The sequence below is a fragment of the Enterococcus olivae genome, assembly GCF_053760925.1.
On sequence record NZ_JBSMVT010000018.1, the window covers coordinates 1 to 17140 of the forward strand.

11 protein-coding genes and 1 pseudogene are annotated in these 17140 nt (G+C 38.0%); all 12 read right to left on the bottom strand.

Features of this window, described 5'->3' with window-relative positions; genetic code table 11:
• Positions 1 to 117: 117 nt before the first annotated feature.
• The 12 genes and pseudogenes from ACWODM_RS11235 to ACWODM_RS11290 all read right to left on the bottom strand — a co-directional run bounded on the left by ACWODM_RS11235 (position 118) and on the right by ACWODM_RS11290 (position 16248).
• Positions 118 to 2292: a GH25 family lysozyme gene (locus ACWODM_RS11235; RefSeq protein ID WP_455321467.1), complete on the bottom strand. Its 2175-nt coding sequence runs from the start codon at positions 2290 to 2292 to the stop codon at positions 118 to 120.
• 335 nt (positions 2293 to 2627) lie between these two features.
• Positions 2628 to 2855 (bottom strand): hypothetical protein, encoded by a 228-nt coding sequence (locus ACWODM_RS11240; protein WP_455321468.1) that lies wholly within the window; start codon positions 2853 to 2855, stop codon positions 2628 to 2630.
• A gap of 330 nt (positions 2856 to 3185) precedes the next feature.
• Positions 3186 to 4454 carry a transposase gene (locus tag ACWODM_RS11245; RefSeq protein ID WP_455321469.1) on the bottom strand — a complete coding sequence of 423 codons (1269 nt, stop codon included), beginning with the start codon at positions 4452 to 4454 and terminating at the stop codon, positions 3186 to 3188.
• A gap of 19 nt (positions 4455 to 4473) precedes the next feature.
• Complete coding sequence (locus ACWODM_RS11250; RefSeq protein WP_455321470.1) at positions 4474 to 6267, bottom strand: hypothetical protein; 1794 nt, start codon at positions 6265 to 6267, stop codon at positions 4474 to 4476.
• 77 nt (positions 6268 to 6344) lie between these two features.
• On the bottom strand, positions 6345 to 7643 hold the full coding sequence (gene asnS, locus ACWODM_RS11255; RefSeq protein WP_455321471.1) for an asparagine--tRNA ligase: 1299 nt from the start codon (positions 7641 to 7643) through the stop codon (positions 6345 to 6347).
• A 44-nt stretch (positions 7644 to 7687) separates the two neighbouring features.
• Positions 7688 to 8878 (bottom strand): pyridoxal phosphate-dependent aminotransferase, encoded by a 1191-nt coding sequence (locus ACWODM_RS11260; RefSeq protein ID WP_455321472.1) that lies wholly within the window; start codon positions 8876 to 8878, stop codon positions 7688 to 7690.
• Positions 8879 to 8901: 23 nt separating this feature from the next.
• Positions 8902 to 9396, bottom strand: coding sequence for a cell wall elongation regulator TseB-like domain-containing protein (locus ACWODM_RS11265; RefSeq protein ID WP_455321527.1), 495 nt, complete (start codon positions 9394 to 9396; stop codon positions 8902 to 8904).
• A gap of 85 nt (positions 9397 to 9481) precedes the next feature.
• Positions 9482 to 12241: a helicase C-terminal domain-containing protein gene (locus ACWODM_RS11270; RefSeq protein ID WP_455321473.1), complete on the bottom strand. Its 2760-nt coding sequence runs from the start codon at positions 12239 to 12241 to the stop codon at positions 9482 to 9484.
• Between the two features lie 107 nt (positions 12242 to 12348).
• The gene (locus tag ACWODM_RS11275) at positions 12349 to 13668 is read right to left on the bottom strand and encodes a uracil-xanthine permease family protein (protein WP_455321474.1); all 1320 of its coding nucleotides are present in this window, start codon (positions 13666 to 13668) and stop codon (positions 12349 to 12351) included.
• A gap of 11 nt (positions 13669 to 13679) precedes the next feature.
• A pseudogene (locus tag ACWODM_RS11280) lies at positions 13680 to 14459 on the bottom strand (amidohydrolase family protein); the annotation flags it as partial.
• A gap of 158 nt (positions 14460 to 14617) precedes the next feature.
• Positions 14618 to 14818: a cold-shock protein gene (locus ACWODM_RS11285; protein WP_455321475.1), complete on the bottom strand. Its 201-nt coding sequence runs from the start codon at positions 14816 to 14818 to the stop codon at positions 14618 to 14620.
• A 308-nt stretch (positions 14819 to 15126) separates the two neighbouring features.
• Complete coding sequence (locus ACWODM_RS11290; protein ID WP_455321476.1) at positions 15127 to 16248, bottom strand: baeRF6 domain-containing protein; 1122 nt, start codon at positions 16246 to 16248, stop codon at positions 15127 to 15129.
• Positions 16249 to 17140 lie beyond the last annotated feature (892 nt).

The window sequence follows — 17140 nt, forward strand, 5'->3', positions numbered from 1 at the left end:
AAAAGCTTTATCCAAGAGTATACAGTCTGAAAACAGATTATTTTTAGAGAAAATACCTGACCTTATTTCAAAATAGGTTATTCGTTCGATAAAATAGATTAAATATTGAGCTATGAATTATTCAGGTAACTCATTTCTAGTAAAATCTCTTTCATTGGTTCCAGATCCCACTGCACCAGGATCACCAGCTCCATGTCCCATAACAAAAAGGTGAACAGATTTGCCATTATAGTTTTTATCAAATTCAGCTTCAGATTTGTAAAGATCTTTTATATTCGTCGCATTTTCATTGATATAACCAAGCCACATACCTGAAGGTGTATATAGAGAAAGGTAACGCTCCCCATTGAAATGATCATAGTACCCTAAAGCCTGTAAATGGCTACCTACATAATCAGAAGAGTGGTTCCGTTTTTGCCAGTTAAAATTTTGCCACATCGTGTAGTTTGGAGAAACCATCGTCACATAGTCACCATAACCCTGAAATGCTCCTACTGATCCATTGCCTAATCTTGTTGCATTTTCATTAATATAGCCCAACCATGCACCTTTGTTATCATATAACGACAGGTATCTATCTCCATTGAAATGATTATAATATCCTTTTGCTTCCAATGTCATTCCATTGTAGTCAGAAGAGTGGTTTCGTTTTTGCCAATTAAAGCTTTGCCACATCGTGTAGTTTGGAGAAACCATCGTCACATACTTTCCATAACTATGATATGCTCCACCTGCGTTATTTCCTAGCCTTGTTGCATTTTCATTGATATAACCCAACCATGCACCTTTGTTATCATATAATGACAGGTATCTATCTCCATTGAAATGATTATAATACCCTCTTGCTTCCAATGTCATTCCATTATAGTCAGAAGAGTGGTTTCGTTTTTGCCAATTAAAGTTTTGCCACATCGTGTAGTTTGGAGAAATCATCGTCACATACTTTCCATAACTATGATATGCTCCACCTGGACTATCTGTCGTATCAATATCGAGAGAACTAACATAGCCAATTTCCTGATTTTTTCCATTTATCAATAAGTAATACGATGTTTTCTTTGAATCGACAAATTCCGATTTAATTTTGAATGTTTGTCCGATAAAATTGGCGGTATTCCCTTTCCGAACCATGGTATTTTTTTCAACTTGCCACAACGGTAGGGAAGACTTTATAGTCACATATTTCCCAATTTTTTGAACAAGATTAGATGAAAATGTCGAAATTTCTAGTTTTTGCTCATCATTATCATCCACTACATCACTAGGATCTGATTCTTGTTTAGTGTTATCTTTGTTGTCACTATAATTAGACGAAACAGAAAATAGACCATTGATATCCGGAAAAGAAAACTGATTAGTCCATTGCCAAGCAGCGTATTCTGAAAATTGTTGTTGCTGTGAAACTTTATATGGGTAAGCAGCCATCCATATTTTATTTACACCTAATACATTGGGATCAATTAGTTCTTTGTACAGCCATTCTCCACTGATATAGTGATTAACTTTATTAAATCCCAGTTCATTCAATTTCGCCTCGAAAATTTTGGAATTATTTGTCTGGTTTACATCTTCATTTAATTCTTCAATATCATTAATCAGAACTGTATCTTTAGATAAATTCAGGCTCAAAAGAAGATTTGCAAAATATTCAGCTTCGCTTTTAGCACTCTGTTCATCATTAAAAGTACTATAATGTGAAACCGCGATTGTTAGTTCTGCCTCTGCTGCATTTTTAATTTGTTCACTTGCAAATGGATTCTTATATGATGTTGATTCAGTTAACTTTACAACAATTCCAGTAATTCCATAAGATTTCATGATTTTAAAGTCATCTACAGTTAAATTTCCATGTTTTGCAGAAATATCTACATAATTGCTAAAAGGAAGACTATCATCCAAAGCACTTACTGATGGAGATACTGCTTGATGCTCTGCCTCATTCAAATCTGATCGATTACTAGGATAAATATAATTACTATCAAAATACTGAAGATTAATTTGATCTTCACTTTCTATCGTTTCTGAATATGAGCTTTCTATCGTTTCTTCGATATCAACGGTCTCTTCTATACTTTCGTTTGTCGTACCTATCTCAAAGCTTTGATCATCCTCTTGAGTCGTTTCTTGAATAATCGATTCTAATGTTGAATCAACTACTGATGAAGAACTCTCTAATGTCTCTTCCAATCTGCTTTCTTGATCAACTGATTCTTCAATTCCATAAACAGGTACTGGATATGATCCCAGTAGCATAGTCAAGGTCAATCCTGTAATAAAAATTTTTCTCTTCATTCTTCCCATCCTAACATTTTTACTTAAAAAGTTACTTAATAAATAATCGGTTATTTCTGTTTTTTTTAAGAACTTTACTTCAAAGTGAATTACATAGAATAAAGGTATCATTATTAGAATTTAATTACAATAAGAATTTTACTTACTTGAAAAAAGAGCTATAAAAACTATTGACATAGTTTTTACAGTACTTCCAAAGAAATATACTTTCACTTGTATAAACAACTCGAAGTTCTCTTCAAATTAGATTATTTCTATTGAATTAACATTAGCTAAAACACAAAAAATGCATGGAAATTTTCTCTTTTTCCATGCATTACTTATTCTTCTGAGTTTCAGCTAAAAAAATACGTGTTTCGTATAGGTACTTTCACATCCAAGGCATCCACTTCTACTAATTTATCTGCAGTAATTCTTTTTTGATCACAATTGTCATAGTTTTCTACTTTAAATAAAACCGAGTTTCCATTTAATTCATGAACCTTTCCAATAAATCTTCGATGAAAGTCTTTTGGCTGCACTTCATATCTTTCTCCAACTTTTAACTCTTGTAATTGAATCATGACAACATCCCCTTTAGTTAAAAACTATTTTCGTATAAAGTATTGGCAAATATTCTATACTATATTCATAACACGTATTCTAAAAACGTACAAGTTTTTTATGCAAAAAAAGTAATCTTTCTAGAATTGAAAGATTACTTTTTGATTTCAGAATATTTTCTTCTGTCTATTTTATATGATTGAGAGTTTTTTTCTCATATACTGTAACAACAATAATAGATATACTATCCAAGACACTATCGTTAAAATACACATATGAATCAATTTCATAATTCAATTTTTCAAAAAGTAAACACTCGACCAATTTCAAACGATCTCAATTTTTTGAAATTACACGACTATTTCTTTTTCTTGACTCCTTTGTTGGACTCGTTGATTGGCAAAGGTTCTGGCGTTATAAGCAAGTTGGATGAGCAAATATTCCACCATTGCTTGTGGCGCTTGATGGAACATGCTTTGATTCAGTTGATACTGCGATTTAAGATAGCCATTCACTCGTTCGACACTGCTCCGTTGATTGTACAAGTGCTTCCAAGCAAAGGTTCCTCTTGCCGGATGATTGTACTTTCTGGGATCATTCATCTGTTTGATTTTGATCACTTGTTGACAAAGGCCTTCGCGTTTTAGCGGACACTCTCGACAATGCATTTCCGGGCGTGAAAATTTAAGCGCACCATACCGCTTGTCATAGCTGTCGTAGCGGTAACTGTACTCTAACAGACAGGTTGGCGTGAAATGGTCATTCACTTCTCCTACATTTTTTGGTACCTTCTTCAAGCTAATGATCGGTTCATGGTTCAGTTGATGGACTTCTTCATAGAGAGCGGAAGCATCATAGCCTTTGTCAAAGAGATAGTAATTGTTTGGTTGGGTTTGTCGGGTCAGTTCATGTACTTTTCGAACAGTGGGAATGGCCAGACTGACATCTGCCGCAAAAGCAGAAGCAACGTGCAAATGTAAAATGTACTGAGAAGAACTTGAAACAGCCAAGGTTGCTTTATAGCCGAACCAAAAATAGTTTTTCCCTTGACTATTCTTTTTGACGCCCCAAGAAGGATAGCTGGGCACTTGAGCCAGAATCGCTTCCGTTGTCATTGCTCGTTGTTCTTTTGTCGAAGGCAGTTTAGGATTGTCTGTCTGGTGTGCCTTCGTTCGTGCTTCAACAGAAGTGACATCGATGGCGACATTTTCGTTAAAGATGCCAAACTCTTCGTTGACACAGCGAAGCAACGCTTGATTCATGGTTTCTAACAAATCCAAATGTTGAGATAACGTCCTCATCACACGAGAATAGGTAGTCTCAGAAGGAATGGCTTCGGAATACAAGAAGCCCAAGCTCAACTTGAAACGCAGATCATTCTTCAAGCGGAGAATTAGATCTTTTTGTGTAGGGATCTTTTCATAAAAACGAGCTACAATCGACCGGAGAACCGCTTCGTAATTGACCGTAACAGGAGGACCAACAGAAGTTTCTTTATCAAATAATGCCAGTAATTTGTCCCACACGAGTGGGGAGAAGATTTGGGCGTACTTTTCTTGAATCTCAAGATTTTCTAAAAAATCAATGTCAAAAAGTGTTGGTTGTTGTATGATAGACATAGGGAATCCCTCCATTTGATTACTGTCCTAGAAGACAAACAAATTGTAACATATGGGGAGGTTCCTTTTTTGTGCCATTTACAACGATTGCTCCATCAAGGGTTTTTAGTGGGTAATAATTATGAAATTGATTCATATAATAAAATAGTATTGAGTTTTTATAAGACATGGTCAGAATATTTTCTCCTTCCTTTGCATGTACTTTTAAAACTCCAATATTATTGACTTCAAAATCATTTTGCTCTAATTTCTCACCATTCAAAACTAATTCAGTTCTTTGATATACAAAAACGGGAAGTAACACTTCTTCTGTTTCTTCTAAAGTCCACTCAAGGTTCAATTTTCTATTTTGTACACTCTTAGTTATCTTTGGATTGAGCGGATTATTGAAAATGGCTTCTCTATATTCGTAATATGGATGTAGATCTTTACTTTTTGCTAAATGTTCATTTTTAAGAGGGACATAATCTGAAGTAGGTTTCAAAATCATTTCTAATGGGGTATCCATTGAGTTTTCTTTCCTAAAGCTTTCTCGTAATTGATTAGAATTTTCAGTTGTCGAAATTGTGTTGCTATTTCTAGAATATACATCATCACTCGTCCAAATATTAGCTTGCTTATCAGCAGTTTTATGATGTAGAAGAAATCCAAAGAATGTTAAAAAAATAAGGCTAACATACAAAGTCACTTGTTGTATTTTGTTACTTTTTTCCTCAGTAAGCATTGTTTCAATTGTTAAACCAAGACTAAACAAAATTAAGACAATAGCTGGAAGTAAAAACCTTGAGGGTAATTGAATTATAGCGATACTAGGGAACCTATTTAATATTTCATTCCAAGAAAAAAGTTTAGTTGACAATATAAATAGTATAAATGACAAAATTGTACTAAGTCGTATCAACAGATTATTTTTTACAAACATAATTAAAATGAACTGAAGAAAAAATAGAGCCAAAACTACCAGTGTAATATATCCTGGAAAGTTAAATAAAGTTAGTTTTAATGCTGTTCCATCCATGTCAAGATTTAACCATGGCGATAAAAGATTATTTTCTATATTTGTTTCCAACAAAGGATACCAGACATTAGCAGTCATAAAAGTTGTCAGTAATGCCGCCTTTACCACCCATCCGAATAGCTTGACTCTATTCCTTGAAATAATAATTCCAATAATAAAAAATACGCTAAGAATAATAACTAAGAAAAGAGTTGTTAAAACATGAATTTGAATAGATAAAGTAACAACAAAAGATAACATAAGCATATTTTTTCTCTCATTGTCATTCCCATCTTCTAGGAATTTTGTAGCAGCGAATATTCCTATAGGGATAATAACAGCACCCCATGCTGTAAAATGTTGATTAAATGACCAAGCCTGTACCGTATATAGCGTACTATAGAGCAATGACAACAATATACTTATTGATGGTCTGACTTTACTCTTCACTAATAATGCAAACATTGATAATGATGATAGAAAAGTAATTAAGAAATTTGAAACTAATTGATATCTAAGCCAAGAACCAAATAATAATATTAATAGCCCATTAAAGTAAGCAAATAGTGGTCCATAGAGAGCATTTACTATTCTTCCAGATTGCGAAAATCCATACATTGAAACGAAGTATTGCAAATTTCCTTCTCTGATTTGCTGAGCAGCATCATAAAATCGATTGTAATGAAATATCCAGTCAATCCCCAAATACAAATTCTTATTTTGAATCTGCACAATCTGCAATACCACAGATGAAATAAAAATAATCCCAATTGAGATAAACATTGGACTTTTTACTTTAGTTATAATATTTTTCATTTTCTAACCCTTTCATGTACCTAATATATACAAATCAACTCCAAAACTCAAAAAATTTTGGAGTTGACTGACTATTCTTATGGATAAATACGATTCAATAAACGTGGGAATGGACTTGCTTCTCGAACGTGTTCGATACCTGATAGCCAAGTAACTGTACGCTCCAAGCCTAGGCCAAATCCTGAATGAGGAACAGAACCATATTGGCGTAAATCTAGATACCATGAATAGTCTTTTGGATCTAAGCCGTGAGCTTTCACTTCCTCCAACAGATCTGCATAATCGACGTTTCTTTCAGAACCACCAATGATCTCACCATAACCTTCTGGAGCGATCATGTCCGCACAGATCACAACGTCTTCACGTGTTGGATGTTTTTTCATATAGAAAGGTTTGATCGCCTTTGGATAGTTCAAAATAAAGACGGGTTGATCATACGAATTAGCTATAAATGTTTCATGAGGAGAACCAAAATCATCGCCCCACTCAATGTCATCAAAGCCATTTTTCTTCAGTAACTCCACAGCTTCATCATAAGAGATACGTGGATAAGGTAATTTCGTGTATTTTTCTAGCACTTCTCGGTCACGACCTAAAGTATCCAAAGCTAGATCACAGTTATCTAAGACATTTTGGACTAGAAAGGCGACATACTGTTCTTGAATTTCTAGACTCTCATCTTGATGAACGAAGGCCATTTCCGGCTCCATCATCCAAAATTCGATCAAATGACGACGTGTCTTGGATTTTTCTGCACGGAAAGTCGGACCAAACGAGAAGACTTTACCAAAAGCCATCGCTGCCGCTTCCATGTATAGCTGGCCAGATTGAGAAAGATACGCTTTGTGGTCAAAGTAGTTTGTTTCAAATAGATCGGTTGTTCCTTCTGGTGCTGAGCCAGTGAGGATCGGTGGATCGATTTTGATAAAGTTGTTCTTGTTGAAAAATTCATAGGTTGCTCGGATGATTTCGTTACGGATCTGCATCACTGCATGTTGTCTTGAAGAACGTAGCCATAAATGGCGGTGATCCATCAAGAATTCCGTTCCATGTTCTTTTGGTGCGATCGGGTAATCATGGCTCTCACCGATGACTTCAATTCCTTGAACACCGATTTCGTAGCCAAATTTCGAGCGGCTGTCTTCACGAATTTCGCCAGTGATCCAAACCGAAGTTTCTTGCGTCAAATTCTTTGCCGTTTGGAAAAGCTCTTCTCCTACTTCATTCTTTACCACGATTCCTTGGAAGGTCGCCGTACCATCTCTTAATTGTAAAAAGGCGATTTTTCCGCTTGAACGTTTATTTGCTACCCACGCTCCGATTTTAACTGTTTCGCCTACATGTTTTTTCGCATCAATGATTTGAATTTGTTCCAATTGGTGTCTCTCCATTCTTTAATTAAGCATTCTATCAAAGTGTATTACTTTCTGCGCTTCTTTTCAACAAAAGCCTTGATTCGATTCACGATTTCTTCTAACGTTTCCCAATCTGTCGCATAGCTTAGACGGATATTTTCCTCCGCGCCAAAACCGGCTCCGGTCACTAGAGCGACATGCGCTTCCGCAAGCAATGCATCGGTAAACTCAGTGACATCGCTATAGCCACATAGTTCCATCGTTCCTTTTACATTTGGGAAGAAATAGAAGGCTCCCTGTGGTTTCTCCATCTTCACGCCTGGAATCTCTAAGACTAAAGGATACAAACGATTGAGACGCTCTTCAAAAGCCTGGCGCATCTCCTCTACTGCATCCTGCTCGCCTGTTAGAGCTTCGACTGCAGCATATTGACTGGCTGCTGTTGGGTTACTTGTCGATTGTGAAGCGATATCGATCATCGCCTGAATCAATTTTTTGTCTCCTACAGCAAAACCGATCCGCCAGCCGGTCATCGAATAGGTTTTGGAAACCCCATTGATAATCAGCGTGTTTTTGCGAATTTCTTCTGAAATCGTAGCGATCGGTGTGAATTCATCGTCGCCATAGACCAAACGTCCATAAATATCGTCGGCAATAATCAGTAGATTGTGAGCGACTGCCCATTCACCGATGGCCTGTAATTCTTCTTTTGAATAAATCATCCCTGTCGGATTAGACGGCGAATTCAAAATCACTGCTTTAGAACGTTCTGTTCGCACAGACTCCAATTGTTCAACAGTTACTTTAAAGCGATTGTCTTCTTCTCCCGCAATAAAGACCGGTGTCCCATCCGCCAGCTTGACTTGCTCGCCATAGCTGACCCAGTAAGGTGTGGGAATGATCACTTCATCGCCCTCATCCAACAAGACTTGGAACAATGTATATAACGCAAATTTGGCCCCATCAGTCACAAGTGTTTGCGACACATCGTAAGTCAGACCATAAAACTTCTCTAAGTATGAAACAATCGCTTTTCTTAGCTCAGGAATCCCTGCTGTAGGTGTATAGTAGCTGGCTTTTCCTGATTCGATCGCCGCAATCGCTGCTTGTTGAATATTTTTGGGTGTAGGAAAATCAGGCTCTCCAACTGTTGCGATCAATATATCTAAACCTTGATTTTTTAGCTCTTTTGCTTTGGCAGACGCTGCCAGTGTCACAGAAGGTTCCAATGTTTCCATTCGTTTTGATAATTTCATAGACTTCATCCTTTCCAAACTACTTAAATATTTTGGATCACGTTCAATTCTGTTCCATCTTTAAAATCCAATAAATAATAATTGTTTCCTTGTGCACTCTCCGTTAGGATCTCCCAGACGGGTTGATCATCCGCCATACCAAGAGCAGCCTTTTTAATGACTTCTTCCGGATGATTCTCTGCGATGACCGCTCGCGCCTCTGATTCACTTAATCCGTCACTTTGTTTTAAGATCGTGACCTTTTCACCAGATTTAGGGATGATTGCAATCATTTCCTCTTGCTCAGTATTCGTCCCCACCACAGAAAAATAGGTCTCTTCTCGTGTGAACCAATAAAAATCGGCTACTGTTTCAATGTTTGCATACTCTTTGGCAAGCTGAGAAGCCTCCTGTTTTGCTTGTCGCATCGGACGTGAAGAACGGATGTAAAAAATCGAAGAAAAAAGAATCAGTAATAGCAAAAGGACGATCCCGGTCATTAAAGCCATCACTTGACGTCTTTCTCTCTTTTCATTCATAGCCACTATTTCTTTACACTCCCTTCTTAACTAGTTTTTATTATACAAAAACTTTGATTGAATCTGTACTATTTTCACTGAAAACTTATTTCTTTTCTAAAAAACCGATCACTGCCTGCTTGATCTCTTGCACCGAGGCTTCTTTTAATTCAAGCTCCTTGGGCAGTGTTCGCGCTATTTTTTGGCCATATTTGGTACTGACAATCCGTCGATCAAGAATGATCATACTGCCTTTGTCTGTCTCAGAACGAATCAAACGTCCCAATCCTTGACGCAACTTTAAAGCGGCTTTAGGCAAGGTTTCCTGTGAAAAAGGATTGACTCCTTGCTCTTCCAGATACGCATAACGAGCTTGAACCATCGCCCGTTTGGGATTTTCAAATGGCAATCGTGTAATGATCAACAGTTGTAGGGTATCACCTGGCAGATCGACACCCTCCCAAAAGCTATCAGCACCAAACAAAATACTGTTTTTAGAGCGCATGAAACGTTTCAGCAATTTCTCTCGACTGCCACCAAGACCCTGTGCTAAGATCTCTCGACCATTATCCAAAAATATCTTATGCATACGACCGTATACCTGCTGCAAAACATCATGCGAGGTGAAAAGAACCAATACTGGCTGATTGACTTCTTCCAGTAAAGTAGTCAGTGTCCGAGATAGATAAGCGGCATATTCCTGGCTGGTCAGCTCTTGGATCGCTACGCCTTCATCGGGAACGAAAAGCTGTACCTGCTGGGCATAATCATAGGTACTTGGGATGACCTTCAATGGTGCCTCTGGAATGCCTAATTTTTTTGCAAAGTATTGGCGATTACCTGAGACTCTCATAGTGCCACCGACATAAAGGATTTTCTGATACCGTTCATACCATCGTGTGTTTGGCAAAATCGCTGCATCAAAGTCCACTAGCTGTAGCTTGACTGTCTTTCGATTGCCATAAAAATGGATGAAATGGACATAGTTAGTTTCCCAATTATTAAACCACAGATCCATCAATTGATATTGTCGAGCCATCTCATCAAAGAAACTCAGTAATTCACCAAAGAGGATCCGCTGGCGATTGATCCAGGATTGACTCAGGTTTTTCATCGTATGTGTCAATCGTTGCTGCAACTCCAAAAGTTCCTCATAATACAACAACAGACGTTGAATATTTTTTTCACAGGAAAGGGAGACAGCATCACGCTGTTCTCGAATGATCATGACCTCTTCTTTCATTTCGAATGGCTCTTTATCTCCAAACCATTCAGAGAAAATATCTTCCTGCACGTCCATGATTGCTTGAATCTCTTCTACGTATAATTCGAACAAATGCGCAGTCTCGTAGTCCTTGTCCACCATCATGGTGATCAGATCGAACAACTGCCCTTCTATCTGGAATTGCTCTACCTTCTTCTGAAAACTTGCGGTATCAACAAAGAGTTGCGACACCTTCTCCATAATTTCTGGTAAATGATGTGCTTCATCGACAATTAGACAGTGACTATCAGGAATCAACTGTTCCTTACGCTGGGTTTCTTGTGCAAGTAGGGCATGATTGACGATCAACACATTACTTTGCTTCATCTGTAAATACAAATGACGGAGAAAATCCTCTTGATACAAAGGCTGTGCTGGTGCCAAATATTCTACTCCTCGATGTTTGATTTCCTGAAAAAGCAGATGATTCAGACGCACTAGATTCAGTTCGTCAAAGTCACCAGTCACGGTTTGCGTCAGCCATACGAGAATTCCCATCTGATACAAGGCATACTGTTTTTGCTGTACCGGCGCATTCAAGGTAGCTTTGAATCGCTGCAAATCAATGTAATGACTCTTACTTTTGATAACCGTTGCCTGAATTGGTTGGTCCAGAATCGTATTCAGTAAAGGGATATCCTGATTGATCAGCTGTTGCTGCAGTAGGATCGATACGGTACTGATAATCACGGGCTGTTCAGGTGTTGCTACAAAATGTGCCGGCAAAAGATATCCGATCGTTTTGCCCATTCCCGTAGACGCTTCAACTAAAAGATTTTTTTGTTCTCCTTCTGTAAAGTGACGATAAATAACATTCATCAGTTTTCCTTGCTCTTTTCGATAGGCGAGTTTTTCTTGATAGAATGTCGTTTTTTCTTTTTTCGTCACAGGATACTTTTTGTCGAATTGCTGTTCTTCAAAAAGTGGCACGTCTTTTTTTCTTAGTGCAATACCGTCAATTATTTCAATTGTATCTGACAGTCTTTGTGTCTGTTTTTTTCTCTCATGAAAAATATTTTGGATATAGTCTCCTGTCTGTCTACTCGTGACTGAGCTTAAATAGGCGATTTTTTCCAAGGTGACCAGTGGAAGTTCCTTCATGATCGCTTCAATAGACAATAACAAATCAGCAGTCACTTCTGCATCGCTGTCTGCCTGATGAGGCATGTCGTGTTCCAAACCTAAGCTTTCTGCCAAGTCGCCCAGACGAAAACTGATTTCTGTCGGCAAAAAAATCTGAGCAAGTTCGACCGTATCGATACCTGGGATCGTTAAAGTCGGCATGCCACAGCGTTCTAATTCATGATTCAGAAAATGATAATCGAAGTGGATGTTATGGGCAACAAAAATAGTTTCTTCTAGTAAATTAAAAATAGTCACTGCAACATCTTCAAATAGTGGTGCTTTTTTCACTCGTTGATTAGAAATATGTGTCAATTTTTGAATTTGTCTGGAGATGGGCTGCAGTGGATTGATGTCCGTTGCAAATCGTCCCACGATCTGGTTGTCTTCAACTAAAACACAGCCAAATTGGATGATGCGATCTTTTTTAGGATCCGTACCAGTCGTCTCGATATCGACAACTGCATAAGTGGTTTTCATATTCATCCTCCTCATGTATGCTCTTTTGCATTATACTACAAAGATTTTTATTCGCCCACCTTTGCCCAATCAAAAAAGACCACCCATCAAGATGATCTTTTTTGATTTTATTTTGTTTCAGGAATCAATTTATTCATCGCAACCGCGACAATTGCGCTCAAAGCAATCGGTGAATCTAATAAATATTGAATGAATTGGGGTGCACTTTGTTTGACCTCAGCTGGCATAAACAATAGACCAATAGCAAAAATTAACGGCACACCAATAATGTATAATTCACGTTCGGAAAATTCTTCGTTCTTAATCACACGGAAGCCACTGAGCATGATAATGACACATACTACAGAGAAGACACCACCAATGACAGAGGATGGCACGATGTGAATCAACGCGGACAATTTACCTAAGAAGGATAAAATAATAAACCAAACAGATGCCATCACAAAGACTTTCTTACTTGCTACACCCGTGATGGAAATAATTCCCGCATTTGTTGAATAACCAGTTACTGGTGTGGTTCCTACTAAGGCCGCCGTCAAACAACCTAGACCTTCACCTATCACACCTCTATTAATTTGTTCATCGGTCACAGGCTCATCCGTTACAGCACTGATCGCATACCAAGTTCCCGTTGTTTCAGCTAAGAGCATCATATAAATCACTAACATGGTTAAAATAGCTGAAAAATCAAAGTTAAATCCAAAATCAATAAACGCTAAATTCGGCAAGCTTAAGAAAGGAGCTTCTGAAACAGAACTGAAATCCAAACCACCCATGAAAGAAGCCACCACTGACCCTAATGCTAAGGCAATGATCACGGAACTAATACGGAAAATTTTGCCTAGACGTGGGAAATACTCATCCAACATAGAAAAAATAATCAAGGTTGCTGCAGTAATTACCGCCAAAAAAATATTCTGATTGATACTTAAGCTCTCACTTGAAACATAAATATTCCCTGTAAAAGCAGAAGGCAAGAGAGTTAAACCGACAATCATAATAATCGTCCCACTCACAATACTTGGAATAAATTTACGAACAATATATTTGTAGACTCCTGTCAAGCCGAGCAATATTACGGCGATTGCACCAATGACACTGGCTCCTAAAACTGTATCCATTCCTTGCGCGCCCAGATAAATCCCGATAATCGCTCCTACTGGGACAAAAGAAGGACCTTGGCACACAGGTAATTTTAAGAAAAATAGAACTTGAATTAATGAAGCAATCCCTGCTCCTAAAAAAGTTGATTGAATCAGTCCTGCTGCTTCCAGAGAAGACATTCCTACAGCTGTCGCAATAATAAACGGTGGGACATACACATCCATCGCCAATACATGTTGTAACCCTAAAATAAAGGATTGACCAAAGGAAATGTTGTCATTGACTCCCACGGTTAGTCCTTTTTTCTCTACTTTTGTTTCCACAAATTTTCCCGCTAGTGTTTCTCGTGTATAAGTTTTCCTTGCACCCAAACTTGTTTAATATTGGCAGGTGTTGCTAAATAAAGTAATTTTTGCAATTGCTCTGCTGGGTCATTAAATACACCGAACCCAGACAACGATGCCCCTGTAGCATTCATATCGATGACTTGTAAATCGCAGGTATATCCTTTCTCTTTGACACCAATTGGTAGGCTTAAAGCTTCGCCACCACCTTGCGTTGCTAAAGAAAAAGCTTCGATGACAGTGATGCGCGAATCTGCCACACCACGTGTTTTTTGGGCACAGGTAACATCTACACCGTCTTCTAACATTCTTGAAGACATGACGGCTTGTTTGATGTTGTCCCATAAACTTGGAGAAAATCCGCCAGAAATATCCGTACCTAGACCAATTTCCACTCCTTGTTCTTTCAAACGTTTGATCGGAATAACTCCGTTTGCAAAATAAGCATTTGAAATCGGACAATGAGCCACGGCTGTCCCTGTCTCGACAAAAATTTCACCATCTTTTTCATCGACAAAATTGCAATGTGCCATCACGGATTTTTCTGTTAATAAACCAAAATCACGCAATACTTCTGTATCCGATTTACCAAATCGTTCTTTCACATGATCATGTTCCCATTGCCCTTCACTACAATGAGATTGAACATGCACGTGATATTTTTCAGCTAACTGTCCTAGTCCAGCTAGGCCCTCGTCCGTACAACTAGGTACAAAACGAGGTGTGATCACAGGATAGACACCCTGTGCGACATTTTTTCCTAATTCTTTGGATTCTTTTTCATTATAAATGAAATCAGATACTCCACAATATTTTCACATAAGTTAATCGACAACACCCATACAATCGTTCGCTTTTCACTCGCTTCCACTTAAAAGGACAAAAAAAGACGAAGCTTTACGCTTCGTCCTTGTACATTCTTATAGAATTAAGCTTTAACAACGTTAGTTGCTTGAGGGCCACGTTGACCTTCTTCGATATCGAAAGTTACTGTTTGACCTTCTTCTAGAGTTTTGAAGCCGTCACCTTGAATAGCTGAAAAGTGAACGAATACGTCGTTTCCGTTTTCTGCAGTGATGAATCCGAAACCTTTGTCTGCGTTAAACCATTTTACTGTACCTGTTTCCATGTTAAAAAATCCTCCTTGTGTAAAAACACATATTTTGCAATTACTTGTTAAGGTGAAAAAGTGGAAGATGTTTTAAGATGAAACAAACTACCAGCAATTACCGTTACAAAAACTACAAATTCATTATAACACAAGTCCCATAAAAATAGCTACTTTTTTTCATTATCTTTCAAAAAACTCTCTTCAAATTGTAAAATAGGACGACGATGTAAGTCACGCTTACATCGTCGTCCTTTATTGTGAGTAGGTCTTACTTAGAGTCTGCAGTAAACAATTTTAGTCGCAATTCAAAAAGAGTTCGCTTCTGTTTAATAACGCAACACAGCAAACAGTTCCTTTTCTCCAGGGGCATCTTTTTCATCTAAGATAAAGACTTCTCCACTATTACTGATCGTATCATCTGCCAGTGTATTTAGAACCTGCCGCCAATCATATTCGACTTCTGGATTTTCTCCAAAGCCATCAATTAAGTTAGAAGTCGCAATAAACAATTGAGCGATTCGTCCTAATGGCGCTGCTTGACGAATATCTGACAATTGATCAAAATTTTTCCGTTCGACCAGTTGATGGTAGACGCTAACTTCTTTTTTGGTTAATTCTTCATTGATTTGTTCGGCACCTTTTTCCAAGTCATTCAATGAAAGTTGCGCCGGTGAGGCAGAAACAGCTACTGTTGCATCGTAGTAAGGATTTTTCGCAACCTTTTTGAACATCGTTTGATTTTCAGGAAGAGCAAACAAATAGATCGGAAGTCCCTCTTCGTTTTCAAAGTCATCCTTGAAGAAGCTATCTACTGCTTGATAGTAATTGACCCAGTCCACTTCGACTTCTTCGTCTTTAGCACTCACTCCGTGGTAAGCAACAGAATCTCGTCCACCATTCGCACTTCCTTGTGAACGGAAATTGAGGTTGCCACCAGTGATCTCTTCTCCGATAGCCGTTTTGATATCTAATGGTGCATCTTTTGGCAACGGAACTTCGGCTAATTTTTTATTCTCCATGACATATAATTTCATGGAATTACGATTTAAACCAAGTAGATAATAATGATAGTTGTACTGAGCATTTTTAATGATCGCCAACAAATAAGGCGTGTCTCCAACATAATATTGATCATCTACTTCAATACTCAACCGATGAATGTAGCTTTCTTCTTTCGTTAAGATGATCGCTGCGCTGGTCGTCCCGCTGCGCCAAAAGTCCCGATCACTTAATAGTCCATCGATCTTTGTTTGAAACGGGCTCCAGTCAAGTTCCGGATAGCGTTTAACAAATCGTTGCTTCGCTTCTTTTGCAAAGTTTTTAAATTTGAGCTGATCCTTTTCGATGTCCTGATGTGCCACATGTGTATTTAACATAATCGTGAGAAATGGTCCTGTTACACCTTCAGAAGTCAATTGTTCAAACAATTCTTTTCCAATTTTTGCCATAGACGTTCCCTCCTACAAATTATATCTTACATATTAAGTGTATCATGCAAGAACCTGCCTTCCAAATAAAACGATTACTTTTCTTTTTTGTTCATAAATATCTTTTGCAAAAAAGAACATAAGTTCGTATAATGGTGTCAGAAAGTTAAAGCAGGTGATTATTTTGACAAACTTCGATTATAGGAAAGAACCCAAGCGCGACATTCTTTTTATTGATGTTAAAAGTTTTTATGGTGCGAAACGTTCCTAACTGAAAAGGTTAGGCACACAAGATTTTCTTGTGTAGAACTAATGATTTGAGGAGTGAAATGACGGTGTAACGACCTGAAGCGCTCCCTCTGATACTCCGATTGGCAATACCTTAAGTTAGAATAGGAATTGTCAAAAGCTCGGTAAAGTCGGCTGAGAGTTACCGCAGTTGCATTATGCAATCGAAAGCTGTTCAGCGGTGAATGGTGTAACCTATAGGCCGGGAGTCCAGAAATTACTCATGGTGAGAATGTGCAGCTGCACTGACGAACTCGCGAATGTACGAATCTATAAGCTTGGGGTACAGAAATGTATCTTACCCGCACAAATATTACTGTGACAAAGGGTGTAGCTTGCGGTTAAGTAAGAATCGTAGATATGAACAACCGTGCAATGTAGTAGGCATTGGAAAGTTACAGGTTCAGAGTGAGCGCCTAAAAGTAAATGCAGGGATAAAATCATTGGAACGTTGAAAGCTAGTGTCGTGGAGGACTAACTTCCTTTGAAACGGTTGAGACGAAGAATAATAAGCTCATTTACACTAGTGAGAGTAGTGGCACAGTACCTATGAAGCAGTGATAATAAGCTGTGGAGGGATAGCCACAAGTCAATTTGCTTTACTAACAGTTATGATACAATCCAT

What these genes read in the sequence shown, in the direction of transcription:
- ACWODM_RS11235 (WP_455321467.1), bottom strand. Translation starts at nt 2,292, where the DNA reads ATGAAGAGAAAAATTTTTATTACAGGATTGACCTTGACTATGCTACTG.
- ACWODM_RS11240 (WP_455321468.1), bottom strand. Translation starts at nt 2,855, where the DNA reads ATGATTCAATTACAAGAGTTAAAAGTTGGAGAAAGATATGAAGTGCAG.
- ACWODM_RS11245 (WP_455321469.1), bottom strand. Translation starts at nt 4,454, where the DNA reads ATGTCTATCATACAACAACCAACACTTTTTGACATTGATTTTTTAGAA.
- ACWODM_RS11250 (WP_455321470.1), bottom strand. Translation starts at nt 6,267, where the DNA reads ATGAAAAATATTATAACTAAAGTAAAAAGTCCAATGTTTATCTCAATT.
- ACWODM_RS11260 (WP_455321472.1), bottom strand. Translation starts at nt 8,878, where the DNA reads ATGAAATTATCAAAACGAATGGAAACATTGGAACCTTCTGTGACACTG.
- ACWODM_RS11265 (WP_455321527.1), bottom strand. Translation starts at nt 9,396, where the DNA reads ATGAATGAAAAGAGAGAAAGACGTCAAGTGATGGCTTTAATGACCGGG.
- ACWODM_RS11270 (WP_455321473.1), bottom strand. Translation starts at nt 12,241, where the DNA reads ATGAAAACCACTTATGCAGTTGTCGATATCGAGACGACTGGTACGGAT.
- ACWODM_RS11285 (WP_455321475.1), bottom strand. Translation starts at nt 14,818, where the DNA reads ATGGAAACAGGTACAGTAAAATGGTTTAACGCAGACAAAGGTTTCGGA.
- ACWODM_RS11290 (WP_455321476.1), bottom strand. Translation starts at nt 16,248, where the DNA reads ATGGCAAAAATTGGAAAAGAATTGTTTGAACAATTGACTTCTGAAGGT.